We start from the raw sequence: 22,590 nt of genomic DNA, 5'->3' as shown, positions 1-22,590 counted from the left end.
TACCGGCCAGTAGCCCTCAGGGAAGGCTCTGGCCGGTATTTCCTACAACAATTTTTGTAATTAGGTGGGAAGAGCTCTGGTGTCCTGGCCGGTTAGGCGTCTGTGGCGGACTGCCCGCCCTGTCCGGTGTCAGCCACGATCTTGAACATCGCGCCCGTGGGGTCGGTCAGTGTGGCGAGCCTGCCGAACGGGGTGTTGTCCGGCCCGTCGATGACCTTGGCGCCGAGGGACACGGCCGTCTCGATGGAGGCGTCGGCGTCTTCCACCGCGAAGTAAACCTGCCAGTTGGACGGGACCTCGGCGGGAAGGTAGGCAGACGCGTCCATGATCCCGGCCTTGGCCGCCGGGCCCGCGCCCAGCGTGGTGTAGCGGAACTCCGGGGTGTCGCTCATGACGTCGGTGTCCCAGCCAAACACGTCCTGGTAGAACTTGACGGCGGCGGCGTAGTCCTTGGAATGGAGCTCGTGCCACGCCGGAGCACCGGGCTCGGCCGCCAGTTCATAGCCCTTCATCTCAGCCGGCTGCCACACGCCGACCGATGCGCCCGTGGCGTCGGCGATCATCGCCATGCTGCCCTGTTCGGGGACGTCCATGGGCGGCATGTAGACCTGGCCGCCGTGTTCCGTTGCAGCCTTGACGGTGGCGGCGGCGTCCTCCGAGCGCAGGTACGTGGACCACATGTCCGGCCAGGCGGCCTGATCCTCCTGCTTCTGCATCAGGCCGGCGACGGACTTGCCGTCCTTCCAGGCGGTGATGTAGCCGCCGTATTTTGCTTCGTCGCCGGTCTGGTACGTCCAACCGAACAGCGCACCGTAGAACGCCTTGGCCTTCTCGGCATCGGATGTCATGAGGTCGATCCAACATGGTGCGCCGTTGGAGTGCTCGGGTGTGGGCATGGAAGCTCCTGCTCTCTGTGGCGGCCGTTGACATGCGGCCTCCGGACTCTGGTTTGTGTGGAGATGGGTGGTGGAGACACAGAGAGACTATGACGGGGCACAGACAGTTTCAATGCATAGCCAGTCAGAGCCGGCGCGGGAATGCCGAGCGTCGGCCGTACAGGGTGAGCAGCAGGGCGGTGATGCCGAGCGCGATCATGACGACCGGGAGCGCCAGCCCGTCGAATGGGGTCAGGAGGAGCGCGCCGAGAATGCCCGCGCCGAAGATAGCCAGGTTGAAGGCGACCGGGAGGAATGCATTGGCGACGTCGGCGTTGTCGCCTCCGGCGGTGGTGAGTGGTCCCTGGACTTGGGCTGATGCGCCGCCGAAGGTGAGGCCCCAGAGCGCGGCGGCGATCAGGATGGCGACTACCGATGCATGTCCGATCAGCAGAATGAGTCCGGAAGCGACGAACACGGTGACGCTGAGGTGAAGGAGGGGCCTCGGGTGGCGGTCCAGCAGCGCACCGGTGACGGCGACCCCGACAACGGACGCAATGCCGTAGACCAGCAGGACCAGGCTGGCGGAGAGGCCGGTGCCGGTGGCCCGGAGGTAGGGGGCGATGTAGGTGTAGATGGTGCTGTGGGCGAGCATCCAGGCGACGATGACGGCCAGGATGACTGCGACGCCGGGGATTTTGAACACCCGGCCCAGGGGGAGCCGTGACGCTCGCGGTTGGCCGGCGGCGTCGGGGACGCATCCGAGGATCAGCGCAGCCACGATGACCCCCAGGGCGGACAGGGCACCGAATGACCAGCGCCAATCGAAAGCTGTTCCGATCCAGGCGCCGAGTGGGGTGCCGAACGCGAATCCGAGGGGCGCCCCGGTGGACACGATGGCCAAGGACAACCCTGCGTGCCGGGGCGGGCTGATGCGGCGCCCGTAAGCGGCGAGCATTCCCCAGATGATTCCCGAGAACGCGCCCGCAAAGAATCGTGACACGAGTGACAACGTCACATCGGGGGAGACTGCGGTGACCGTGGTGGCAAGCACGAGACCGGCGATACCGCCGAGCAGCAGCGGCTTTCGTCGCATGCCACGCGTCAGCATGATCGCGGGGATGGTGACGATGACCGTTCCGAGGGCGTACGCGCTGACCAGCAGACCCACCGTACCTTCGCCGGTGTGGAGGCCGGCGGCAATGACAGGAAGCAGGCCGGCAGGCATGGTCTCGGTGGCGACGAGGATAAATCCCATGGCGGCCAGGACCACCAGTGCGGTCAGGGGCAGTCTTTGCTGTGCGTTGTCTTCTTGTTCTCTGTTTTCTTGTGCGCTGCCCTCTGGTGTGCCGTCGACTAATGCTCTGGCTTCCTGTGCCGGTGTTCGGGTGGGGGCGGTCGTCATGCGGTTCCTTTCGTGGGTGGCGGTAATGCCTCAGCGTTGGGGTTGGTCATGCGTGGCTGCGTAGCCACAGGAAGCGGCGCCTCGCCCGACGGCGTCGACCGTTCCGCAGGCCGGGAAGCACAGCTCAACCCTCTGGCCAGTCAAGCCCGATTTCCGCGGGCGGGGGAGTCCCCGGTGAGACGTGTACCGGGAGGGAACCCCTTGTTTGGCCGCAGCGATTTACCCTTGATGCATGGATAACCGGGGTGAAGTTCGTGAGTTCCTGATGTCGCGCCGTGCACGACTGACGCCGGAAGAAGCGGGCCTTGCGGCAGGCTCGAACCGACGGGTGGCCGGATTGAGGCGCAGCGAAGTTGCGGTCCTCGCCGACGTCAGCGTGGAGTATTACGCCAAGCTGGAGCGCGGTTCGATCGCCGGTGCGTCCTCGTCCGTGCTCGAATCCATCTCCCGTGCCCTCCGGCTTGATGACACCGAGCGTGCCCATTTGTTCGATCTGGCCCGCGCCGCAGACGGCATCCCGACCTCGGGACGGTCGCGCAAGCGCGCGACCGTCCAGGCCGGGGCGCGTCTGAGCCTGCAGTGGGCGCTGGAAGCGATCACCGAGGGCGTCGCATTCGTTCGCGACCCGTACCAGAACCTGCTCGCGACGAACGCGTTGGGCCGGGCGTTCTACTCTCCGGTGATCGGGGACGGCGGCCGAACCCCGAACTTGGCGCGGTTCCAGTTCCTCGACCCCGCCTCGCGCGATTTCTACCCAGACTGGGACTTGTTCGGTGAAATGTGCGTCGGCATCATGCGCGCTGAAGCCGGCCGCGACCCCCACGACCGCACCATGCAGGACCTGGTCGGCGAACTGTCGACCCGCAGTGAGACGTTTCGGACACTGTGGGGCGCCCATAATGTGCGGACCCACGGGTCCGGCACGAAACGCTTTCACCACCCCGTGGCCGGCGAACTCACGCTGGCCTACGAGGAACTGGCGATCACCGCGGAACCGGGCCTGGTCCTCATGGTCTACACCGCCGAGCCGGGCTCGCCCTCAGCGGAACGGCTGCACCTCCTCGCCAGCTGGAGTGCAAGCGAAGACGCCACGATCGAACGGCGCCGGGCAACCAGCTGACGGAGGGAAAGTTCCGTGCCCGCCAGCGAGCGTGTTACCCGGCGCCAGAGTTGCCTTAGACGTAGTTCAGGCTGATGAGCAGCGCCTTGAGCTGGGCGTATTGGTCTGTTGCCATCCAGGCCTTAGCGGCGGCCCGGGTCGGGAACGCGGGGTCGTTGAAAAGAACACTCGTGGTGAGCCCGCCGTTCCCCGTGGCCAGGAGCCCGCAGCCTGAGGTGACGCCTTTGCCCTGCTCCAGGTATCGAGGGTCGCGGAGACCCATTCCGTAAGAATCGCGGGTCGAAGAGGATTCCACGGCGAACCCAAAAACGGGTTTAGTGCCGTCCGGTGCGGTCATTCCCGGAGCCTGCACCTTATCGAACACTTCGCGGGAGGTGGGCGCAGTTGCGCAACCAGTGGTAAAGCCAGTTTGTAGTGAGAGCAGATCGTTGCCGGCGCCGTCGGAAACGATCGCTTCAACGCCGGGGACGGTTCGGGCAGGCGGGAGGACCGTGCGCACGGTCCAGGTCGACGGATACGTGAAGGAAATGTGGCCATCCGGGAAAGTGAACGTCTTCCGCGCAGGTGCTGCAGGCTTCGCTGACGGGGCAGGCGCCGCAACCGGGGGTGCCGCGCTGGCGGTCGGCGCCACCGGTGCTGGAGTGGCGGTTGGTGTGGCCGTCACGGTCGGCGCGGCCCCAGCCTGGACCCGGTGGTCGAGCGCGGAGCGGCAGCGGCAGGATCAGTTCCTGGCTGTGATGCACATCCGGCAAGGACGAGGCTGAGCGCAATGCCCGCCATTGTGACATGCGCGTAAAACCCGGTGCGGTTGAGACCCACTTTTTTGTTCCCCCAATATTTGCGACGGCGGGGTGATTATCCCGCTCGAGACCTCAGTATCAGGTATGCGGCCGGAAGTTATTGTCAGGTCCGAAAGACGGTGCTGAACCGTTAGCTTGGGCTGCCAGTTGGCCGCCAACACGGCCAACACTGACAGCTGATGATTCTTGGGCCGGTCGGGAGTTTCACTCCGGGGCGGAGACGAGCAAGGCCGGCCGGAACGATCTTTCGATCGCCCCGGGCCGGCCTCTGAACCGCGCAAGATCTGCGCTCCCGCGGAAGGTAAGAGATTCGAACTCTTGGTACGGGGTCACCGCACACTGGTTTTCAAGACCAGCTCCATCGGCCGCTCGGACAACCTTCCCTAACGAGTAGTCTTTCATAGGCAGTCGGCTGCAACAAAAACCAAAAACACGGTGCGCTTGCGGACGCGTGCAGCTCCCCGCCATATTCTGGGGAGTGATGTTGATCGGACCTGGCGATCGCGGCGAACGTGCGCGGAGCCAGTTAGGAATCGGGAGTGCTCCATGAAGGCTGTCTATATATCAGAGCCCGGCGGACCCGAGGTCCTGGAAGTCCGTGAGGTTCAGGCCCCGGTGGCCGGCCCCGGCGAGGTGCTGATCGACGTCGTGGCCGCAGGCCTTAACCGTGCCGATGTCCAGCAGCGCAAGGGCTTCTACCCGCCGCCCCCGGGCGCCTCCGAGGTCCCCGGGCTGGAGGTCTCCGGCCGGATCGCAGGGTTCGGTCCGGGCGTGACCAAGGCGTTTTCCGTGGGGGACAAGGTGGTGGCGCTGCTCGCCGGCGGCGGCTACGCCCAGCAGGTGGCCGTCCCCGCGGGGCAGGTCCTGAGGATCCCCGACGGCGTGGATCTGGTCACGGCGGCGTCGCTGCCCGAGGTCGCGGCGACGGTCTATTCCAACCTGATCATGACGGCGCAGCTGCAGCCGGGCGAAACTGTCCTCATCCACGGAGCCACAGGCGGTATCGGCACCATGGCCATCCAGCTGGCCAAGGCCGTTGGCGCCCGCGTGGCCACGACGGCCGGGAACGCGGAAAAAGTCGGCACCGCCAAAGCCTTCCTCGGGGCGGACATCGCCATCAACTACGCGGAGGAAGACTTCCCGGCGAGCCTGCGCGCGCAAAACGGCGGAAAGGGCGCGGACGTCATCCTCGACGTCGTCGGGGCCAAGTACCTTGAGCAGAACATCGATGCTCTCGCCGACTACGGACGCCTCGTGGTGATCGGGCTGCAGGGCGGCGCGAGGGCGGAACTGGACCTTGGCCAGCTGCTGCAGAAACGGGCCGCCATCATCGCCACCGCGCTGCGTCCCCGCCCGGTCGAGGAAAAGACCGTGATCATGAACGCCGTCCGCGACGCCGTGTGGCCGATGCTGACCGACGGCAGGATCCGGCCCCTCGTGGCCAAGAGCTTCCCGCTGGACCAGGTCGCCGCCGCACACACCTACTTCGACTCCGGCGACCACGTGGGCAAGGTCCTGCTGGTCATGTAGCGGGGTGCCGGATCCGGCCTGAAACCGCAGGTCCGGGCCGACTTATTCCGTGCGGGGCATGCGCTGTTTTGCGGCAAGGACACCAAAGGCGATAGCGTGGTTCCATACGCGGTATACACGCGTCTTGGGGCGCGTGTATGCTGTGTGATTTCGTGACTTAGCGATTCCGGGGGGCGCCATGTCTATCCGTCTCAGTCTCCTCGCCCTCTTGCAGGACCGCCCGCGCTACGGGTACCAGCTCAGGACCGAATTCGAGGACCGCACCGGGTCCTCCTGGCCGCTGAACATCGGACAGGTCTACACCACCCTGGACCGGCTGGAACGCGACGGGCTGGTCCGCAAAGACGGCGGCGACGGCGACGGGCACGTCATCTACAGCATCACCCCGGCCGGCCGGACCGAAGTCGGCTCCTGGTTCACGGCCCCGGTATCCCGCGCGAATCCGCCCCGGAATGAACTGGCCATCAAGCTCGCCCTCGGCCTCACAATTCCCGGGACAGACGTCGGCGCCATCATCCAGGCCCAGCGGACGGTCTCCATCCGCGCGTTGCAGGACTACACCAAGTCCCGCCGCGACACGGCCGCGCTTCAGCGCCCGGCCGACACCGCCAGGCTCCTGGTGCTGGATTCCCTCATCTTCCAGACCGAAGCCGAGGTGCGCTGGCTGGACCTCTGCGAGGCCCGCCTCGTGCAGCTCAGCAACCTCCGGGCGTAGCCGGGCCGACCGCTCGTCGCGCAATCCACACCGCCGGGCGCAGGGACCCGACCGGGACCCGCCCGCATTGGTAGGGTGCCGGAGGGCAGTTCTGTACCGGTGGACTGCCCAGCTGGGTTTCTCAAGGAGGAGACATGGGCACAATGCCAGATGGCACACAACGCGAAAGCACAAACAACCTCACGCAGGGCAGCGCGCGTGGCACCGCGCAACTCGACGACGGGGTCGTTCCGGACCCGTCCCTCCCGCCGACGTCGGTGGATGAGTCGGTCCGCGACGCCGCGGACCGCGCCTGGACGCCCGCCAAGATCGCGCTGTGGGCGGCCATTGCGCTGCTGGGCGGGATCGCCTGGTTCATGCTCGCCATCATCCGCGGCGAGACCGTCAATGCCATCTGGTTTGTGTTCGCCTCCGTCTGCACCTACCTGATCGGCTACCGCTTCTACTCCAAGGTCATTGAGCGTTACCTGACCAAGCCCAACGACCGCCGTGCCACCCCGGCCGAATACAAGGCCGACGGCAAGGACTACGTCCGGACGGACCGCAACGTCCTCTTCGGCCACCACTTCGCCGCCATCGCCGGCGCCGGCCCCCTGGTGGGCCCGGTCATCGCGGCCCAGATGGGCTACCTGCCCGGCACGATCTGGATCATCATCGGCGTCGTCCTTGCCGGCGCCGTCCAGGACTACCTCGTCCTGTTCTTCTCCATGCGCCGCGGGGGCCGGTCCCTGGGCCAGATGGCCCGCGAGGAACTCGGCGTCATCGGCGGCACGGCCGCCCTCGTCGCAACCCTGCTCATCATGGTGATCATCGTGGCCATCCTCGCCCTGGTGGTTGTCAACGCCCTCGGCGAGAGCCCCTGGGGCGTCTTCTCGGTGGGCATGACCATCCCGATCGCCCTCTTCATGGGCGTGTACCTGCGCTTCATCCGGCCGGGCAAGGTCATGGAGGTGTCCGTGATCGGTTTCGTGCTGCTCATGGCTGCCATCATCGGCGGCGGCGCCGTGGCGGGCACCGAATGGGGTGCCGCGTTCTTCCACCTGGACAAGGTCACCATCGCCTGGGGCCTCATCATCTACGGCTTCATCGCAGCCATCCTGCCCGTCTGGCTCCTCCTGGCCCCCCGCGACTACCTCTCCACGTTCATGAAGATCGGCGTGATTGTGATGCTGGCGCTGGCCATCATCGTGGTCCGCCCCGAAATCACCGTGCCGGCCTTCAGCGAGTTCGCCGGCCGGGACAACGGTCCGGTGTTCTCCGGCGCCCTGTTCCCGTTCCTGTTCGTCACGATCGCCTGCGGCGCGCTGTCCGGGTTCCACGCGCTGATCGCCTCCGGCACCACACCGAAGCTGATCGAGAAGGAGCGCCAGACGCGCCTGATCGGCTATGGCGGCATGCTCATGGAATCCTTCGTGGCCATCATGGCCCTCGTGGCCGCAATCTCCATTGACCGCGGCATCTACTTCGCCATGAACGCCCCCGTGGCGCTGACCGGCGGGACCGTCGAGACCGCGGCCGCGTGGGTCAACAGCCTGGGCCTGTCCGGCGTCAACATCACGGCCGGTGATCTCGCGCAGACGGCCAAGGACGTGGGGGAGCAAAGCATCGTGTCGCGTTCGGGCGGCGCGCCCACCCTCGCCGTCGGCCTTGCCCACATCATGCAGCAGTTCATCGGCGGCACCGCGATGATGGCCTTCTGGTACCACTTCGCCATCATGTTTGAGGCCCTCTTCATCCTCACGGCCGTCGACGCCGGCACCCGCGTTGCCCGCTTCATGCTCCAGGACTCGATCGGCAACTTCGTCCCGAAGTTCAAGGAACACTCCTGGCGCCCGGGCGCCTGGCTCTGCACCGCCATCATGGTGGCCGCCTGGGGCGCGGTCCTGTTGATGGGCGTCACCGACCCGCTGGGCGGCATCAACACCCTGTTCCCGCTGTTCGGGATCGCCAACCAGCTGCTCGCGGCCATCGCCCTCTCGGTCTGCCTGGCCATTGCCGCCAAGCGCACCGCCCGGAAGTACCTGTGGATCGTGGCGGCGCCGCTGGCGTTCGCCGCCGTCGTGACCATCACGGCGAGCTTCTACAAGATCTTCTCGCCCGTTCCGGCGGTGGGCTACTTCGCCAACAACGCAGCCTTCGCCAAGGCTCTGGCGGACGGCAAGACGTCCTTCGGGACCGCCAAGACCCAGGCCGCCATGGAGGCCGTGGTCCGCAACACCATGATCCAGGGATGGCTGTCGATCATCTTCGTGGTGCTGAGCATCATCGTCATCGTCACGGCGGTGATGGCGACCATCAAGGCCCTGCGGAACACGGCCGCGGGGCTCCCCAACGCCGAGAACGAAGACCCCGCCCGGGCCTCCCGTGTCTTCGCCCCGGCAGGGTTTGTCCCCACGGCGGCGGAGCGTGACCTCGTGGCCGAATGGAATCAGCTCCCGGCCGGAGACCGGCTCGAAAAGTCCGGGCACCACTGATGCGGGGCCGGGTGTGAACGCGGTCCTCGCCGGGGTCCGCGGCTTTGCCGCGTACCTCGGCGGAGTGTTGGGCGCCGATGCCTACAAGAAGTACCTGGAACACCATGAGGCCGCCGGGCACACCAGCCCGCCCCTCACCGAGCGGGACTTCTGGCGTGACCGGACCGACCGGCAGGACACCAACCCGCAGGGGCGGTGTTGTTGAGGCGGTGCTGCTGAGCCGGTGTTGCTGAGCGGCTGATGCTGGGCAGCTGGCCCGGCCGGGCCGGGGGAGGGGCGGCGTGGGGCACAACGGTGTCCGACGCCGCCCCTCCGCTTCCGGCGGACGCCGGGTCCGGGGCGCCCGGCGCGTGAGAGTATGAAGCCATGAGCGATCAGCACGACACTCAGCCCCGCGCCCAAACTGCCGACGACGTGCCCGTCGAAGGCACACCCGTGGATGACGCCCTGCCCGGGACGCCCCTGGCGCCACCGGCTGCGGTGCCGCCCGGCCGCGCCGGTGGAGCCGGTGCCGGGCCCAGGCCGCCCCGGGGCAGCGAACTTCAGGACCTCGTGGACCAGCCCGCGAAGGTCATGCGGATCGGCACGATGGTCAAGCAGTTGCTGGACGAGGTGAAGTCCGCGCCCCTGGACGACGCGGCCCGCGTCCGGCTGGCCGAAATCCACGACCGGTCCATCAAGGAACTCGAGGACGGCCTGGCCCCGGAGCTCGTTGAGGAGCTCGAACGGATCAACCTTCCCTTTCCGGAGAACGCCACCCCCTCCGACGCGGAACTGAGGATAGCCCAGGCCCAGCTGGTCGGCTGGCTTGAGGGGCTCTTCCACGGCATCCAGACGGCCATCGCGGCGCAGCACGCCGCCAGGGAGCACACCTACGCCCAGATGCAGCTGCGCCAGCTGCCGCCCGGAACCGTGATCGCGCCGGGCGTCATCATCGGGGAAAACGGCGAACCGGTCCGCGCCGCCGCGCCGCGTCACGGCGCGGAGTCCCCCGAGCCGCCCGAACCCGCGGACCCTGACCATGGCCCGGGCCAGTACCTTTAGCGCGACCTTGGGCTTCTTCAGCGCAGCACGGCAAGGCCGCAGGGACGACGCAGAACTTGGCAAGGGGCTCTGGCGGCGCGCCCACGACCGGTTCAACCGCGGACTTGACCGCTACCACCAGGTCCTTGAGGGGGTCGAAGACGAGGCCCTGTACGGCGAGCTCGTCGAGATCGCCAATCAGCTCTCCGCGCTCGCGCCCCGGGTCCGGCAGGTCTGCGTGGAGGCCCAGCGGCGCTTTCCCAGCAGTGGATTGGATATCCCGGGGCCGCTGGCAGGGGTCCACCGCGCCCTGTCGACGGCCGGCAACTCCCTGGCCATGACGGCTGAGGCGGCCGCGATGCTCCGGCTCGCAGTGGGGCCGGTCCCGGCCGGTGCCGCGTCGGTGCGCCGGCGCGCCGATTCCGTGCTGGAACAGGTCCACGACGCCGAGCGGCGGCTTGCGGAAGCCGACGGCGGCGGGCCGACGCCAGCCTGAGCCGCTACGCGAATTAGTCTCTTGCACAGGCCCGCCCCGGCATGGCTGGGGTTCCCGATATTTCCCGAAATCCCCGGGTATTCCCGGTTACGCGCCTAGCTTAGCGGCGGCCTGTCGCTGGCCGGAGGGCGCCGAAGTTGGCAGGATACTTATATGACTTTTTCACCGGAACTGACTTTCAATGACGGCAACACCATCCCCCAGCTTGGCTACGGCGTGTGGCAGGTTGAAGATGACGTGGCCGAAAAGGTGGTTGTCCAGGCGTTCGAGGCCGGCTTCCGCCACATCGACACGGCAAAGATCTACGGCAACGAAGCAGGCGTAGGCCGCGCCATCGAGCGTTCCGGCCTCAAGCCCGAGGAAATTTTCATCACCACCAAGCTGTGGAACGCGGACCAGGGCTACGAGTCCACCCTGAAGGCGTTCGAGGAATCCATGGAGCGGCTCGGCCTCGAGACCCTGGACCTGTACCTGATCCACTGGATGCAGCCCAAGCAGGACAAATACGTTGACACCTGGAAGGCCCTCATCGAGCTCCAGAAGCAGGGCAGGGTCAAGACCATTGGCGTCTCCAACTTCACCAAGGAAGGCCTGCAGCGCCTGATCGATGAGACTGGCGTGGTTCCGGCCATCAACCAGGTCGAACTGCACCCGTTCTTCAGCCAGGCCGACCTGCGCGAATTCAACGCGTCCAAGGGCATCCTCACCCAGGCATGGTCGCCGCTGGGCCAGGGCGGCGAGCTCCTCGAGAGCCCCGTCATTGCCCAGATTGCCGCCAAGCACGGCGCCACCCCGGCCCAGGTTGTCATCGCCTGGCACCTGGCCATCGGCAACGTGGTCATCCCGAAGTCGGTGACCGAGTCCCGGATCCGCGAGAACTACGCGGCCCTGGACGTCAGCCTCGACGAGACCGACATCCAGGCCATTAACGGGCTGGACCGTTCCGCCGAAGATGCTGGCCGGATCGGTCCGGATCCGGCCGTCTCCGACTTCGCCTAAGCACCTCCCATGACGCCGGCAGCCAGCCGGCGATCACACAGGGCCTTCACCCCGCACGGGGTGGAGGCCCTTCGGGCGTCCGGGACCTTCCCGCCTTCCGGCACCTTCCCGCCGTCCGCGACCGTGACCGGCCAATCCCACGCGCTCGGAGATAGACGGCCCGGACACAGGCGCCGGTCCCGAAAGTCTCGGGAGTCAGGCGGCGGCCCGGCGCTCTTTCGCCGGAATTGCATCGACCACGGCCCAGCCGTCTTCGCCCGCAACGCAGCGGCTGGCGAAGCGGTCTGCGGCGGCAGCGTCATCGAAGCTCTCGGTGCGGATCCGGCCGCAGTCGGTGTCCAGGTAGGTGACCGCGAAATACAGTGCGCCGTCCTGTGCGTCGTTGAAATCCGCCTCAAAATCTGACTCGATATCATGGCGGAAACTCTGCTGGAAATTCTGGTTGTTCTCCATGCTTCCAGTGTGCGACTGACCTCCGACACTAAGACTTCACTCCTCCGGCGTGTTGCCGAGCCGCAGCACCCGTTCCCGCGCCAGGACTTCCTTGCGGCGCTGGCGGTCGGCGGCCCGTGCCGTCTGCTGCGCCAAAGCCGCCGCCAGCTCGTGATTCTTCCGGGCCGTTTTGAGACCGGCTTCTGCCGCGTCCAGACGCCGCCTGAGCTCGCGCACCTCGTCGGCCAGCAGGGTGGTTTCCGCCGCCGCCTCCGCCAGCTCCGCGGCCGCGCGGCCTGCCTCCTCGTCGGTTTCCGCGGCGGCCACTTCGGCTGCCTCCAGGGCGGCCCGCGCCCGTTCCACCGCCGACGGCGTGGGCGTCATCCGTGCCGTGCCGACGGCCCGGAGGCGGGGTTGTTCCGTTGTCGGCTTTCCGCCGGCAGTTGTGCCACGCTGTGCGGTCCGGTCCGCCGGTTCTGTCCCGCCGGCGCCGGGCGCTGGTTCTGTCCCGCGGACGCTGGCCGTTCCAGGCGCGGCTCCAGTGCCGGGCACCGTCGCCGCATGGCTCCCCGGGACAGCCACTGCGCCGGCGAGATCGACGACGTCGACCCCGTCCGCCGAGAGCGCCCGGAGCAGGCAGCCGCTTTGCACGGCGGCGGCGGCCCCCGGATCGGCGGTGGCGGCCCGCAGGGTCTGCTCCACTTCCGTCGCGACGGCGGCGCTGATGGCCCGTCCGTGCCGGGCCGCCAAGGCCTGTGCCGCCTTCACCGTGCTGCCGAGGAGCTGGCGCCGCTGCTGGGCGAGGCGACGGAGGTCCGCTGCATCCAGGGCATCCTGTGCGGCCTGCATCGACGTCCCCAGCGCAGCCAGCTCCCGCAGGATTTCGGGGCTGTGCGCCGCCAGCATGTTCACCGCCCACGCCGCCACCGACGGCTTGGGCAGGGCACGGACTGCGGCCGCCAGGGCACGCTGCTCGGCGGCGGTGACGCCCGCGGAACTGACGTCTTTGGCCGCCGCCGTTCTAGCAGCCACGAAATCCCCGTAGGGCAATGCATAGAGCGGTCCGGCAATGCCCGCTAGTTCCCGCGATCCCATGCAAGAATCATAGGAGTCTGGCCCCGCCGCGAGTTCGCTGCCCCATCATCAGACCCGGTGCCGTCACGTTCTGGAGGAGATTTCACTTGATCGAAATTGGTGGGCTCCCGGCCCATGTCCTGCTCGTCCACGCCGTAGTGGTATTAGCGCCCATCGCAGGTCTTGGCGCCATCGTTTATGCCGTGGCACGGCGCTGGTGGGGCTACTTGGCCTGGCCCCTGGGCGTGTTGTCACTGGGGCTGGTGCCAGTAACACTCTTGACCGCGCAGGCAGGCGAGCAGTTGGAGAAAGTCCGTCCGGCGTCGGCGGTGGTCCACGAGCACGCCCAGGAAGGTGACGTACTCAAAGTGCTTTCCGTGATCTTCTTCGTCCTGGTCGCGGCAATGTTGATAGTCACCTACGAGCCCTTTGGCCGGCGCCTGGCGTTCCTTGGCGGCCTTCGGAGCAACCGGATTGTCCGGGGAGCCGTCCTGATTGCCGGCGCCCTCGCGGGGGGCTTCTTCATTTACCAGAGCATCATCACGGGACATTCCGGCGCGGCCTCGGTCTGGGCGCGCTAAGTCAGCCCATCCGCGGGCCCTTGGCCAGGTGATGCGTGCCGGGCCCGGTGCAGCGTGACGAGCAGCAGGACGAAGGCCGTTGCCTGCAGTGTGGCCACGGCAGCGATGAGCGCCGGCCGTGCGCCGTAAAGTGACCCGTACAGGGCGCCGCCGGCCAAGGCGCCGGCGCCCTCGAACGCCGCGAACACCCCGTACGCCGTGCCCTGCCGGGGTTGGGGCACCAGATCGGCAACCAACGCCTTGACCGTGGAGTCCTGGATGCCGGTGGCGGCGCCCCAGACCAGGACGCCCGCGAGCACGAGCCCGGCGCTCGGCGCCAGGGCCAGCACGGGCACCCCCATAATCAGCACGGGCAGTGCCAGGAGCACGGCCGCCCCGGCGCGGTCGTACAGGACGCCACTGGCGAGGGCCCCGACGGCGCCGGCCCCCATGGCGCCGGCGTACAGCAGCGGAACCACCGAAACGGGGACGGCCACGTCGGCCGTCAGGTGATAGGAGATGACGCCGAAGGCGACCAGTCCGGCGCTCCAGAAGAACCCGGCCAACGCGAACAAGATGAAGACGCTGGAGAGCGCCGACGGCGGCCGCCCGGCGGGTTTCCCGCGGGGCGGCTCCGGCAGTACGGAGGGGTCGGCCGCAGGCCTGTCCGCGCCGGGATCCCGGACGCGGCGGCGCAGCCACACGAGAATCGCCAGCGCCGCCGCCGCCGGAATGATGAGCACCGCAAAGGCTGCCGGCAGTGAGCCGGTGGTAACCAGCACCGCCGAGACGAGCAGCGGGCCCAAGAGCGCCCCGGCCAGATCGAGGGACTTGTGGACGGCGAAGCCGCGGCCCCGGCCAACCGGCCCGGCGACGGTGGCGAGCAGCACGGTTTTCGCCGGGCTTCGGACGGCTTTGCCGACCCTGTCCCCGATGATGAGCACGGCCGCCAGGGCCATCCCGGCGGTCCCGGCGAGCGGCGTCAATGCCAGCAGCGGGACGCACACCGCCGTCAGCACATAGCCGGCCATCGTGAAAGTCCAGTACTTCCCGGTGCGGTCCGCCCAGGGGCCGAACACCAGCCGGAGTCCCTGGGACGCGGCTTCGGCGGCGCCGGTCACGAGGCCGACGAACAGCGCGGACGCACCGAGCTGGGCCAGCAGGGGACCGCCGAGCGGGCGGGCGCCGTCGGACACCATGTCCGCGGCGAGGCTGACCAGGCCGAAGCCGACAACCGGGCCCCACAGCCGGTGCCGCCAATTCCCGGTTTGGCCGGACCGCGACGGCGGGTATTGCTGGCCGGCTGGCATCCTGCGCCGGGGCCGTTCCATTTCCTAAGGCTGACGGACGGCCCGGAAAAAGACAATACGCAGGTCAGGGGCCTGTCGCGGGGTCGAGGCGCAGAAGGAAATATTGGCCAAAGAGGTTCTTTCTGGGCGGCAGCTTGGTACTTTTTGAGAGCCGATCCGTATTGTGCGGGCCGGGGGGACCCACAATGACGGACTGAAAGGCAACACACCCATGAGCTCGGACGGCACCCACCGGCACCCGCCGGAAGGGGCCCTCATCCTCGGTGCCGCCCCGCGCGCCAAGAGCCGCACCAACCAGGCCGCACCTGCACGCCATTCTCACGGAGGAACTGTGAAACCGTTTTCGAATCCCCCACTCCACGCCGGGGGAAGGCGCCCGAGCCTCACTGCCACACTTCTGGGCATCGCTGTGGCTGCCGGACTGGCCCTCACCGGCGTCGCCGCGGCCTCGCTTCCCCTGGCCTCTGCCGCCACAACGCCGCCCACCGGCTGGCTGCACACCTCTGGCGGGAGGATCCTGGACTCGAACAACGCCCCGTATACGATCAAGGCCGCGTCCTGGTTCGGCATGGAAACCACCGACTGCATGCCGCACGGGCTCTGGGGAACACTGACCATCGACGAGGCCCTGGCCAACATCAAATCGATGGGATTCAACACCGTCCGCCTGCCGTTCTCCAACGAGTGCCTGGCAGCGGCATCCATCAAGGGCAACCTGAACTACTGGGCCAACCGCGCCTCCGCGCTGGAGGGCAAGACGCCCCTGGTCCTGATGGACACGGTGATCGCCCGCGCGAAGGCCAACGGCCTGCAGATCATCCTGGACCGGCACCGGCCGTCCTCTGCCGACCAGTCCCCGCTCTGGTACACCTCCGCCTACCCGGAGTCGAAGTGGATCGCTGACTGGCAAATGCTCGCCGCCCGCTATAAGAACGAACCCACCGTCATCGGCGCCGACCTTCACAATGAGCCTGCCGGGGCGGCGACGTGGGGCGGCGCCGCGGCCACCGACTGGCAGGCCGCGGCCACCCGCGGCGGCAACGCCGTCTTGGCCTCAAACCCCAACCTGCTGATCATCGTTGAGGGCATCGAGAACCAGGGCAACGGCACCTCCACCTGGTGGGGCGGCGGCCTGGCCGACGTCAAGAACAAGCCGGTCACCCTGGCCACGCCCAGCCGCGTGGTCTATTCCCCGCATGACTACCCGGCGTCGCTGTTTGCGCAGAAGTGGTTCAGCGACCCCAGCTACCCCAACAACCTGCCGGCCGTGTGGGATGCCAACTGGGGTTACATCCAGAAGCAGGGCATCGCCCCGGTTCTGCTCGGAGAGTTCGGGACCGCGCTGCAGACCACGTCGGACAAGCAGTGGATGGAGAAGATCGTCTCCTACCTCGGGACCAATTCCATGAGCTTCGCGTATTGGGCGTTCAACCCGAACAGCGGCATTACCGGAGGCCTTGTCCAGGCGGACTGGCGCACCCCGGAGGCCGCCAAACTGGCCGCGCTCGCGCCCATCCTGAACGGCACCCCGACGCCGACCGCAACCGCCACGCCGTCGCCGACCGTCACCGCGACGCCGTCGCCGACCGTCACCGCGACGCCGACGCCGACCGCCACTGCGACGCCGACGGTATCGCCGACCGCCACGCCGTCGCCCACGCCCACGGCGACGCCGACGCCGACCGCCACGCCGACGCCCTCGCCGTCTCCCACCCCTACATCGGGCGCGCCGATCAGCGCGGTTTGGAAACTCGGTAGTTCATGGACCGGCGGCTACGTGGCCAATATTGAGGTCACCGGCCTCCGGGCGGCGGCCGGTTGGAGCGTGAGCTGGCCCGATCCGAACGTCACCCGGGTGGCCAACTCCTGGGGCATCAGCTGCACGGTACTCCCCAAGGTGTCGGTGACCTGCAGCGGCTCGGACTGGGCCACCAAGGTCGCCGCCGGCCAGAAACTGTCCGTAGGCCTGCAGGTGGATTCGCTGAAGGCTCCCGTGAACCCGGTGCTCACCCTGAAGTAGCCGGCCGCGCAAGGACGCCCTCACCGCGCAACGTGTTGACGAGAAGCAGCTTGGAGCCGCGGCCACAGCTGCACGTGAGCGACTCCATGCTCCGGCCTGCGCGGGCGCGGAACGGGGCGCGGGTAATCTGGTCATTTTCGCCGCACTCATGATAGGCATGAACATCTCCCGCTCCGCCGCCACCAAGTCCCTGACCGTCCTTGCCGGCCTGCTTCTCGCAGGCTCCCTCGCCGGCTGTGATGCCGCAGCCCACGTTGGCGCCAAAGTCGCTGACGCCGTGCACAGCGCGGCCGCGTCCCAGGCTCCCGGCACCGGCACCGGCACCGCGCACCCGGGCGAGGCCGCCGCGGCCGTAGCCCAGCTGGCGTCCATCCCGGTGAAGGGCAAGGCCCCAAAGACCGGGTACAGCCGCGGGCAGTTCGGTCCCGCCTGGTCCGATGTGGACCACAACGGCTGCGACACGCGCAACGACATGCTCCGCCGTGACCTCACCGACGTGACGACCAAGCCCGGGACCAGGGATTGCGTCATCGCCTCCGGCAAGCTTGCCGACAAATACACCGGCAAGACCATCACCTTCACCCGTGGTGAGAACTCGGCGGACGTCCAGATCGACCACATTATTCCCCTGTCGCTGGCCTGGCAGACCGGCGCCCAGCAGATCAGCGCCGGCCAGCGCCTCCAGCTCGCCAACGATCCGCTGAACCTGATGTCCGCCGACGGCCCCGCGAATCAGCAGAAGTCAGACTCCTCGGCCGATGCCTGGCTGCCAGCCAACAAGGCGTTCCGGTGCGAATACGTCGCCCGCCAGACGGCTGTGAAGGCCAAGTACAAACTGTGGATGACCCGTCCCGAGCACGACGCCATCGCCGGGATTCTCGCCACCTGCAAGTAGCGGCACCGCATCCCTGAGGGTTACCTTCGTCTGCGCCGCCTAAACCGCCCAACCCGCGACCAAACGTCCGTCTCGTCGAGCAGCTTCCGTCCCTAAGGACGGCACACCAAGGTGTCGGCCCGTTCTGCTCCCTGACCTGCGGAAACATTCCGGGATGCCATAGTGCCCACGGGGCGAAAACGCCGGTAGCATGACAGCCGGGGGCCCGCTGGGGTGCCCGGTATCGGGGGGAACCATGGCACAACCGCGCCGGCTACTCGGCAGCAGTCCAAGCTCCGTCATCGCGGGCCGTCACCGCCTCGAGGTCCACAACGCGCAACGCCGCGGAGCCGAGCGTGCCCAGACCCATGTCCAGCCCCCGCCGAGCCAGGCGCCACACTTCAGCGATTCCGCCGCGGCCGACGTCCCCTGACCCTCCCGGATCCACCCGCCACACCAGTGAAGGAGCATCACATGTCAGATCCGCATAATTCTCAGCAAGGCACCGGCCGGCAGATGTGGCCCAGCGAGCAGCCCCGGCAGAACCCGGGGTGGGCGCCGAACCCGTACGCCGCTGCGGCGTACCCGGCTCAGGGATCCGGGCCCGTGCCACTCTGGGCACCGCTCTACGGCGCTTCCCTGCCAGAGGCCGCGTCGCGGTTCTTCAGGAAGTACGGGACGTTCTCCGGCCGCGCCAGCCGGAGCGAATACTGGTGGTGGATGCTCGTCTCCGGACTCGTCTCGATCGTCTTGAACGTCATCATGCTTGCCGGTGGCGCGGCCGGCGCAAAACTGGGCCCCAACGGCGCCAGCGTCCCCGGCCCCGCCTATATGGTCGGGCTGATCCTGGCAGCCGTCTGGTTCCTGGCAGTCATTGTCCCGTCCCTGGCCCTGACGGTCCGTCGCCTCCACGACGCGAACTTCAGCGGCTGGATGTACCTCATCGTGCTCATCCCGTTTATCGGCGGCATCATTCTCCTCGTCTTCACGCTGCTGGAATCAAAACCCGAGGGCCAGCGCTTCGACGTCCCCGCATAAGCATCCGGTCGCACCCACTGACCCCGCACGAACTACAAGAAGGCCCTGCCGCCTTCGTGGGCTGCGGGGCCTTCTTCTGCCATAGGTGTGCCCCGGCCCTATGCGGCGCCGTACGGCCCCGTCCCGCCGCAACCAATAAAAAACCCCGTATCCCCGTTGAGTCAACGGTGATACGGGGTTCTTCCCGAGCTTCCTGCCAGAATCGAACTGGCGACCTTCTCATTACGAGTGAGACGCTCTACCAACTGAGCTAAGGAAGCAACCACATGAATGCCCGGCGAACCGGGCGGATCATGCAAGAGACAACTGTAATAGAGTCCCGGCGTCCGGGTCAAAATGAGCGACCGAAGCCGCCATGCGGCCCCGTCACGGACCTAGCAGACCGTGTTGTCCGCCGGGGCCTTTCCGTCCACCAGGTAGTCATCGACCGCGTTGCCGATGCAGCTGTTGGAACGGCCGTACGCCGTGTGGCCCTCACCCTTCCAGGTCAGCAGCGAGGCGTTCCCAAGCTGCTTGCGCAGCGAACTGGCCCATTCCACGGGGGTAGCCGGGTCGCCGGTGGTTCCAACTACGACAATCGGGGCCGAGCCCTTGTACTCGATCGGGGCAGGGGTCCGGACGTTCTTGTACGGCCAGTCCTTGCAGTTGCTGCCGCCATAGGCGAAGTAGTAGCCCAGGGTGGGCGACAGCTGGCGCAGCTTCTGGTCCTCGGCCCGCATGGACGCGGTGTCGGACACCATCGGGTAGTCCAGGCAGTTGATGGCGTTGAAGGCGAAGGTGCTGTTTGACGTGTAGGTGCCGCTGGGATCGCGGTCGGCGCCGAAGTCGGCCAGTTGCAACATGCCGGTGCCGTCGCCGGCCAGGGCGGTGGCGAGCGCACGGGTGAGGATCGGCCAGTTGTCATCGTTGTAGAGCGGGATGATGAGGCCGCTGACAAACGTGGAGCCCGAGACCTTCCGTCCGTCCTTCGCCGGCAGCGGGTTCGCCTCGGCCGCGCTGATGGCGTTGTGGATCTGCTGGACGCCTTCCTCGGTGCTTCCCGTGAGGGGGCATCCGGACGTCTGCTGGCATTTGGCGACATAGGCGTGGAGGGCCTTGTCGAAGGCCACGGCCTGGTCGCGGGTCAGTTCCTCGTTGCTCAGCGACGGGTCCATGGCGCCGTCGAGGACCAACCGGCCCACATTGTCCGGAAACAGCGACGCATAGGTGGAGCCCAGCAGGGTCCCGTAGGAGTAGCCGAGGTAGTTCAGCTTTGAGTCGTTGGCCACGCCGCGCAGGATGTCGAGGTCCTTGGCGGCGCTGAAGGTGTCGATGTGGGCCAGCACCGGCCCGGTTTTCTCCACGCACTTGGCAGCGATGGCCTTGTTGTCGGCCAGGGCCTCGTCCAGTCCGGCGTCGGTGTCCAGGGCGTAGGTCTTGGCGCGGGACGCGTCGCGTTCCTTGTCCGTGAGGCACGTGACCGGGGCGGAGCGCTTCACACCGCGGGGGTCGAAGCCCACGATGTCGTAGGCGGACCGGACTTTGTCCGAAATGTTGGTGTTGGCCGCATCCCTGACGAAGTCGTACCCCGAGCCGCCCGGGCCGCCCGGATTGACCATCAGGGTGCCCTTCTTGTCACCTGTCGTGGCGAGCTTGATGGCGGCAAGCTCGATGCGTTCGCCGTCGGGCTTGCTGTAGTCCAGCGGAACCTTGATCTTGGCGCACTGGAAGTTGCCTTCACACGGTTTCCAGTCGACCTGCTGGGAGTAGTAGCTGCGCAGTTCGGCCGGCGCGGCCGCCACGATTGACGGGTCCGCCTGCCCCGCTGTCCCCGATGCCGGCGCACTGGACCCGTTGCCGCCCCCGCCGCCGAAAAGGGTGCACGAGGCCAGCGTGAGGGCCAGGGCCACGGCGCCGACGGCCCGCATGCCGATCGCCAGGGATCGGGATCTTGCGGACTTGGGTCGAGCAGGCTTCATGCGGTTCTCCTTGGAGGCTAGGAACGAAAGCGAAGATGATCGTTGGAGCGGCCGGAACCGTCAAATAAGGCTGGAAGCCATGGACTCGATCGTCAGCAGCGGGGCCACGTTGGTTGTGGTGATCCGCGTGCGGGCCTTGTTGATGGCGTCCATTCGGGCAAGGGTCACTTCGGCGGTGGAACGGGAGGCGAAGTCTTCGAGTTCGCTTCTGAGTTCAACGTTGACGAGTTCCACTGCGTTCCCCATCTGGATGATCAGGACATCCCGGTAGAAGGACAACAGGTCCGTCAGGGTGCGGTCAAGGGAATCGGTGACGGAACGCTTGGCGCGGCGCTTCTGGTCGTCCTCGAGTTGCTTGACCTGGCTCCGCATGGCTGGCGGCAGCGTGCCGCTTTCGGGTGCCCCGAGGGTGGTCAGAAGCGCGGTTTTCTCGGCGGCGTCGCGCTCGTCGTTGGAGCTGTTGGCTTCCTCGGTGGCGATCTTGACCAGTTTCTCGGCCATCATGACCGCCGCCGTGACGCCGCGAAGGGACAGCGGAAACCGGACCGTCTCGAGCCGGCGCTCCCTGGCCTCCGGGTCCCGGGCCAGGCGGCGGGCGATCCCGACGTGGCTCTGCGCCGCGCGGGCGGCGCGCTCGGCGACCGCCGGGTCCACGCCGTCGCGCTTGACCAGCAGGGCAGCGACGGCGGCGGCCGGCGGAAGCCGCAGCGCCACCGGCCGGCAGCGGGAGCGGATGGTCACCAGGACATCGGCGGGGGAGGGGGCGCAGAGCATCCAGACGGTGCGGGGCGTGGGTTCCTCGATGGCCTTGAGCAGCACGTTGGTGGTCCGCTCGGCCATCCGGTCCGCGTCCTCCACCACGATGATCCGCCACCGGCCCGACGAGGGCCGGTTCCCGGCGGTGGACACGAGCTCGCGCGCCTCGTCGATGGTGATGGTGACCTTCTCCGTGCGCACGAACGCGACGTCGGAATGGGTTTCGCCGAGGATGGTCAGGCAGGCCGGGCATTCGCCGCAGCCGCGCAGGCTGACGTCCTCCTGGTCGCAGTTCAGGGCCGCGGCGAACGCCTTCGCGGCGTTGGAACGGCCGGAGCCGGGCGGGCCGGTGAAAAGCCACGCGTGGGTGAGCCCTTCGTTCTGGGCCGCTTGGCGCAGCTGGGCCACGACGGCGTCCTGGCCCTGGAGGTCGTCCCAGACCGTCATGCTGTGCTGCTTTGGGCGACGGCCAGCAGGGACTCGACGCGCTCGAGGATGCGGGCGGCGAGTTCGGCGACGGGCAGCCGGGCGGGCAGCACCAGATACGCCTCCGGCCGGGCCGAGGCGAGGTCAAGGAAGGCCGCCCGGATCTTGGCATGGAATTCGTCGGCCTCGGACTCGAGGCGGTCTTCGGCGGCCTCGCCGGCGGTGCGCCGCTGCCGGCCAACGGCGGGCTCGACGTCGAGAAGTACCGTCAGGTCCGGCTGCAGGTCCGATGTTGCCCAGGCATTGATGTCCCGGACCGCCTGCGTTCCGAGGCCTCGGCCGGCGCCCTGGTACGCGACCGAGGAATCGATGTACCGGTCGGTGAGGACGATGTCGCCGCGTTCCAGGGCGGGGCGGATGACCTGGCTAGCGTGCGCCGCCCGGGATGCCGCGAAAATCAGGGCCTCGGTATGGGCATCGATGTGGCCGTGGCCGTGATCCAGCACGAGGGACCGCAGCTTCTCACCGATCGCCGTGCCGCCCGGTTCCCGGGTCCGCAGCACGGTAAAACCACCCGATTCCAGGGCCTTGGCGAGTTCAGCCGCCTGCGTGGACTTGCCGGCGCCGTCTCCGCCTTCGAAGGCAATAAACAGTCCGGGCAACAGGCCGGTCAACTTTCGGCGGGACGCTCCGGGGCTCTGGGTA

The 22,590-nt window shown here is 67.7% G+C and carries 22 protein-coding genes and 2 tRNA genes; 13 read left to right on the top strand and 11 right to left on the bottom strand.

Annotated elements, in window-relative coordinates:
* Positions 1 to 92: 92 nt before the first annotated feature.
* Together AC1D1A_RS09045 and AC1D1A_RS09040 are read right to left on the bottom strand one after the other, a co-directional pair.
* Entirely contained in the window at positions 93 to 896 is an 804-nt protein-coding gene (locus AC1D1A_RS09045) for a VOC family protein (RefSeq protein ID WP_476947566.1), read from the bottom strand.
* Positions 897 to 1,020: 124 nt separating this feature from the next.
* Positions 1,021 to 2,280 (bottom strand): MFS transporter, encoded by a 1,260-nt coding sequence (locus tag AC1D1A_RS09040; protein ID WP_476947565.1) that lies wholly within the window; start codon positions 2,278 to 2,280, stop codon positions 1,021 to 1,023.
* Between the two features lie 232 nt (positions 2,281 to 2,512).
* Between AC1D1A_RS09040 and AC1D1A_RS09035 the strand changes: the two genes are divergently transcribed.
* The gene (locus tag AC1D1A_RS09035) at positions 2,513 to 3,400 is read left to right on the top strand and encodes a helix-turn-helix transcriptional regulator (protein WP_476947564.1); all 888 of its coding nucleotides are present in this window, start codon (positions 2,513 to 2,515) and stop codon (positions 3,398 to 3,400) included.
* A 55-nt stretch (positions 3,401 to 3,455) separates the two neighbouring features.
* Here AC1D1A_RS09035 and AC1D1A_RS09030 read toward each other — a convergent pair whose 3' ends face one another.
* Together AC1D1A_RS09030 and AC1D1A_RS09025 are read right to left on the bottom strand one after the other, a co-directional pair.
* The gene (locus AC1D1A_RS09030) at positions 3,456 to 3,737 is read right to left on the bottom strand and encodes a YciI family protein (protein ID WP_476947563.1); all 282 of its coding nucleotides are present in this window, start codon (positions 3,735 to 3,737) and stop codon (positions 3,456 to 3,458) included.
* Between the two features lie 758 nt (positions 3,738 to 4,495).
* A tRNA-Ser gene (locus AC1D1A_RS09025) sits at positions 4,496 to 4,583 on the bottom strand.
* 163 nt (positions 4,584 to 4,746) lie between these two features.
* On the opposite strand from AC1D1A_RS09025, the gene AC1D1A_RS09020 reads away from it, so the two are divergent.
* The 7 genes from AC1D1A_RS09020 to AC1D1A_RS08990 all read left to right on the top strand — a co-directional run bounded on the left by AC1D1A_RS09020 (position 4,747) and on the right by AC1D1A_RS08990 (position 11,437).
* Positions 4,747 to 5,730 carry an NAD(P)H-quinone oxidoreductase gene (locus tag AC1D1A_RS09020; RefSeq protein ID WP_476874207.1) on the top strand — a complete coding sequence of 328 codons (984 nt, stop codon included), beginning with the start codon at positions 4,747 to 4,749 and terminating at the stop codon, positions 5,728 to 5,730.
* A 178-nt stretch (positions 5,731 to 5,908) separates the two neighbouring features.
* The gene (locus AC1D1A_RS09015) at positions 5,909 to 6,445 is read left to right on the top strand and encodes a PadR family transcriptional regulator (protein WP_476947562.1); all 537 of its coding nucleotides are present in this window, start codon (positions 5,909 to 5,911) and stop codon (positions 6,443 to 6,445) included.
* A gap of 134 nt (positions 6,446 to 6,579) precedes the next feature.
* A complete protein-coding gene (locus AC1D1A_RS09010; RefSeq protein ID WP_476947561.1) occupies positions 6,580 to 8,919 on the top strand; it encodes a carbon starvation CstA family protein in 2,340 nt (779 codons plus the stop codon).
* A 13-nt stretch (positions 8,920 to 8,932) separates the two neighbouring features.
* Complete coding sequence (locus AC1D1A_RS09005) at positions 8,933 to 9,124, top strand: YbdD/YjiX family protein (protein ID WP_476874209.1); 192 nt, start codon at positions 8,933 to 8,935, stop codon at positions 9,122 to 9,124.
* A gap of 161 nt (positions 9,125 to 9,285) precedes the next feature.
* Positions 9,286 to 9,963, top strand: a complete 678-nt coding sequence (locus tag AC1D1A_RS09000) for a bacterial proteasome activator family protein (protein WP_476947560.1) — start codon at positions 9,286 to 9,288, stop codon at positions 9,961 to 9,963.
* A 7-nt stretch (positions 9,964 to 9,970) separates the two neighbouring features.
* Positions 9,971 to 10,438 (top strand): hypothetical protein, encoded by a 468-nt coding sequence (locus AC1D1A_RS08995; RefSeq protein WP_230007903.1) that lies wholly within the window; start codon positions 9,971 to 9,973, stop codon positions 10,436 to 10,438.
* A 153-nt stretch (positions 10,439 to 10,591) separates the two neighbouring features.
* Positions 10,592 to 11,437 (top strand): aldo/keto reductase, encoded by an 846-nt coding sequence (locus AC1D1A_RS08990; RefSeq protein WP_028276361.1) that lies wholly within the window; start codon positions 10,592 to 10,594, stop codon positions 11,435 to 11,437.
* 195 nt (positions 11,438 to 11,632) lie between these two features.
* Here AC1D1A_RS08990 and AC1D1A_RS08985 read toward each other — a convergent pair whose 3' ends face one another.
* A complete protein-coding gene (locus tag AC1D1A_RS08985) occupies positions 11,633 to 11,890 on the bottom strand; it encodes a hypothetical protein (RefSeq protein ID WP_308443740.1) in 258 nt (85 codons plus the stop codon).
* A 36-nt stretch (positions 11,891 to 11,926) separates the two neighbouring features.
* Positions 11,927 to 12,964 carry a hypothetical protein gene (locus tag AC1D1A_RS08980; protein ID WP_476947559.1) on the bottom strand — a complete coding sequence of 346 codons (1,038 nt, stop codon included), beginning with the start codon at positions 12,962 to 12,964 and terminating at the stop codon, positions 11,927 to 11,929.
* 86 nt (positions 12,965 to 13,050) lie between these two features.
* On the opposite strand from AC1D1A_RS08980, the gene AC1D1A_RS08975 reads away from it, so the two are divergent.
* On the top strand, positions 13,051 to 13,524 hold the full coding sequence (locus tag AC1D1A_RS08975) for a hypothetical protein (RefSeq protein WP_230010585.1): 474 nt from the start codon (positions 13,051 to 13,053) through the stop codon (positions 13,522 to 13,524).
* Here the strand turns inward: AC1D1A_RS08975 and AC1D1A_RS08970 are convergent.
* The gene (locus AC1D1A_RS08970) at positions 13,521 to 14,834 is read right to left on the bottom strand and encodes an MFS transporter (RefSeq protein WP_476947558.1); all 1,314 of its coding nucleotides are present in this window, start codon (positions 14,832 to 14,834) and stop codon (positions 13,521 to 13,523) included. The two genes, AC1D1A_RS08975 and AC1D1A_RS08970, sit on opposite strands and share 4 nt — an antisense overlap.
* A 190-nt stretch (positions 14,835 to 15,024) precedes the next feature.
* Between AC1D1A_RS08970 and AC1D1A_RS08965 the strand changes: the two genes are divergently transcribed.
* From AC1D1A_RS08965 to AC1D1A_RS08950, 4 genes are all read left to right on the top strand, one after another.
* Positions 15,025 to 16,833 carry a cellulase family glycosylhydrolase gene (locus AC1D1A_RS08965; protein WP_476947557.1) on the top strand — a complete coding sequence of 603 codons (1,809 nt, stop codon included), beginning with the start codon at positions 15,025 to 15,027 and terminating at the stop codon, positions 16,831 to 16,833.
* 148 nt (positions 16,834 to 16,981) lie between these two features.
* Positions 16,982 to 17,728, top strand: a complete 747-nt coding sequence (locus AC1D1A_RS08960; protein ID WP_476947556.1) for an HNH endonuclease family protein — start codon at positions 16,982 to 16,984, stop codon at positions 17,726 to 17,728.
* A gap of 235 nt (positions 17,729 to 17,963) precedes the next feature.
* On the top strand, positions 17,964 to 18,140 hold the full coding sequence (locus AC1D1A_RS08955) for a hypothetical protein (RefSeq protein WP_476947555.1): 177 nt from the start codon (positions 17,964 to 17,966) through the stop codon (positions 18,138 to 18,140).
* Positions 18,141 to 18,181: 41 nt separating this feature from the next.
* Complete coding sequence (locus AC1D1A_RS08950; RefSeq protein ID WP_476947554.1) at positions 18,182 to 18,745, top strand: DUF805 domain-containing protein; 564 nt, start codon at positions 18,182 to 18,184, stop codon at positions 18,743 to 18,745.
* A gap of 187 nt (positions 18,746 to 18,932) precedes the next feature.
* Here AC1D1A_RS08950 and AC1D1A_RS08945 read toward each other — a convergent pair.
* The 4 genes from AC1D1A_RS08945 to tmk form a co-directional block, all read right to left on the bottom strand.
* Positions 18,933 to 19,005: transfer RNA gene (locus AC1D1A_RS08945), tRNA-Thr, on the bottom strand.
* A 114-nt stretch (positions 19,006 to 19,119) separates the two neighbouring features.
* Positions 19,120 to 20,703, bottom strand: coding sequence for an alpha/beta hydrolase (locus AC1D1A_RS08940; protein WP_476870943.1), 1,584 nt, complete (start codon positions 20,701 to 20,703; stop codon positions 19,120 to 19,122).
* 60 nt (positions 20,704 to 20,763) lie between these two features.
* The gene (locus AC1D1A_RS08935; RefSeq protein WP_223914375.1) at positions 20,764 to 21,906 is read right to left on the bottom strand and encodes a DNA polymerase III subunit delta'; all 1,143 of its coding nucleotides are present in this window, start codon (positions 21,904 to 21,906) and stop codon (positions 20,764 to 20,766) included.
* The gene (gene tmk / locus AC1D1A_RS08930) at positions 21,903 to 22,559 is read right to left on the bottom strand and encodes a dTMP kinase (RefSeq protein WP_476860416.1); all 657 of its coding nucleotides are present in this window, start codon (positions 22,557 to 22,559) and stop codon (positions 21,903 to 21,905) included. Before tmk ends, AC1D1A_RS08935 begins: the two co-directional genes overlap by 4 nt.
* Between the last annotated feature and the right edge of the window lie 31 nt (positions 22,560 to 22,590).

Source organism: Arthrobacter sp. P1_B9 (genome assembly GCF_056406495.1).
The sequence above is the reverse complement of the archived record's forward strand: the minus strand, read 5'-3'. Positions and strand labels throughout refer to the sequence as shown.

Excerpts from the sequence above, each read along its gene's own strand:
- AC1D1A_RS09045 (WP_476947566.1), bottom strand. The coding sequence starts at position 896 with ATGCCCACACCCGAGCACTCCAACGGCGCACCATGTTGGATCGACCTC.
- AC1D1A_RS09040 (WP_476947565.1), bottom strand. The coding sequence starts at position 2,280 with ATGACGACCGCCCCCACCCGAACACCGGCACAGGAAGCCAGAGCATTA.
- AC1D1A_RS09035 (WP_476947564.1), top strand. The coding sequence starts at position 2,513 with ATGGATAACCGGGGTGAAGTTCGTGAGTTCCTGATGTCGCGCCGTGCA.
- AC1D1A_RS09030 (WP_476947563.1), bottom strand. The coding sequence starts at position 3,737 with ATGACCGCACCGGACGGCACTAAACCCGTTTTTGGGTTCGCCGTGGAA.
- AC1D1A_RS09020 (WP_476874207.1), top strand. The coding sequence starts at position 4,747 with ATGAAGGCTGTCTATATATCAGAGCCCGGCGGACCCGAGGTCCTGGAA.
- AC1D1A_RS09015 (WP_476947562.1), top strand. The coding sequence starts at position 5,909 with ATGTCTATCCGTCTCAGTCTCCTCGCCCTCTTGCAGGACCGCCCGCGC.
- AC1D1A_RS09010 (WP_476947561.1), top strand. The coding sequence starts at position 6,580 with ATGGGCACAATGCCAGATGGCACACAACGCGAAAGCACAAACAACCTC.
- AC1D1A_RS09000 (WP_476947560.1), top strand. The coding sequence starts at position 9,286 with ATGAGCGATCAGCACGACACTCAGCCCCGCGCCCAAACTGCCGACGAC.
- AC1D1A_RS08990 (WP_028276361.1), top strand. The coding sequence starts at position 10,592 with ATGACTTTTTCACCGGAACTGACTTTCAATGACGGCAACACCATCCCC.
- AC1D1A_RS08985 (WP_308443740.1), bottom strand. The coding sequence starts at position 11,890 with ATGGAGAACAACCAGAATTTCCAGCAGAGTTTCCGCCATGATATCGAG.
- AC1D1A_RS08980 (WP_476947559.1), bottom strand. The coding sequence starts at position 12,964 with ATGGGATCGCGGGAACTAGCGGGCATTGCCGGACCGCTCTATGCATTG.
- AC1D1A_RS08970 (WP_476947558.1), bottom strand. The coding sequence starts at position 14,834 with ATGGAACGGCCCCGGCGCAGGATGCCAGCCGGCCAGCAATACCCGCCG.
- AC1D1A_RS08965 (WP_476947557.1), top strand. The coding sequence starts at position 15,025 with ATGAGCTCGGACGGCACCCACCGGCACCCGCCGGAAGGGGCCCTCATC.
- AC1D1A_RS08960 (WP_476947556.1), top strand. The coding sequence starts at position 16,982 with ATGATAGGCATGAACATCTCCCGCTCCGCCGCCACCAAGTCCCTGACC.
- AC1D1A_RS08955 (WP_476947555.1), top strand. The coding sequence starts at position 17,964 with ATGGCACAACCGCGCCGGCTACTCGGCAGCAGTCCAAGCTCCGTCATC.
- AC1D1A_RS08950 (WP_476947554.1), top strand. The coding sequence starts at position 18,182 with ATGTCAGATCCGCATAATTCTCAGCAAGGCACCGGCCGGCAGATGTGG.
- AC1D1A_RS08940 (WP_476870943.1), bottom strand. The coding sequence starts at position 20,703 with ATGAAGCCTGCTCGACCCAAGTCCGCAAGATCCCGATCCCTGGCGATC.
- AC1D1A_RS08935 (WP_223914375.1), bottom strand. The coding sequence starts at position 21,906 with ATGACGGTCTGGGACGACCTCCAGGGCCAGGACGCCGTCGTGGCCCAG.